This is a genomic window from Brevibacterium metallidurans (assembly GCF_037101285.1).
In the GTDB taxonomy this organism is placed as follows: Bacteria; Actinomycetota; Actinomycetes; order Actinomycetales; family Brevibacteriaceae; genus Brevibacterium; species Brevibacterium metallidurans.
Map to the genome: position 1 here is coordinate 1 of NZ_BAAAAF010000057.1, position 664 is coordinate 664.

At 55.7% G+C, this 664-nt stretch carries 1 protein-coding gene; it reads right to left on the minus strand.

The window, feature by feature from the left end:
* On the minus strand, nt 1-602 hold a 602-nt coding region (locus AACX88_RS17500), incomplete at its 3' end, for an MBL fold metallo-hydrolase (RefSeq protein ID WP_339394131.1).
* Nucleotides 603-664 lie beyond the last annotated feature (62 nt).

Genomic DNA, 664 nt, shown 5'->3' on the forward strand with positions numbered 1-664 from the left:
GACGGCCCGAGATAGCGACTGCCGTCAATAACCCGCCCATCTTCCAGTTCGACGCGATGCCCAAGCTTCAGCTGATGGAACAGCGGCCCCGGACGTATGCCATCGGCAATCAGCCGGGCGGCGTCCAGCGTGCCGGGTTTGTCATGCTGCTCAATACGATAGCCGTAGCACTCTACTGGATGACTAAGTGGGAACGCGGTCACCCGATAGCCGCTGTCATCGAACACCAGGCCGGGGCCGATTTCGACGATGGTAAGCGGATAATCGGTCCACGAGCCGCTCAAGCGCAACGCGGTTTCGATAAACTCCGCTATCCCTTTCGGCCCGTAAATGGTCAGCGGTAGCGAGTTCCCCTGCATCGATCGGCTGCACAACAGGCCGGGCAGGCCGAACAGATGGTCGCCGTGCAGGTGGGTGATAAAAATCTTATTCAGTTTGCCGGGATGGTAAGGGGTATGGAGAAACTGATGCTGGGTGCCTTCGCCGCAGTCAAACAACCACATTTCAGCGCGGGTTGGCTGTTGCAAATTCAGTATTATCGACGTCATATTACGCGTACGGGTCGGCACACCGGCGGATGTCCCCAAAAATGTTAATTCCATCGTCCAGTGTCCTCAGGCGAGTCGTAAAGAATCAGTATATCAATAAGGAGTAACAAATGATG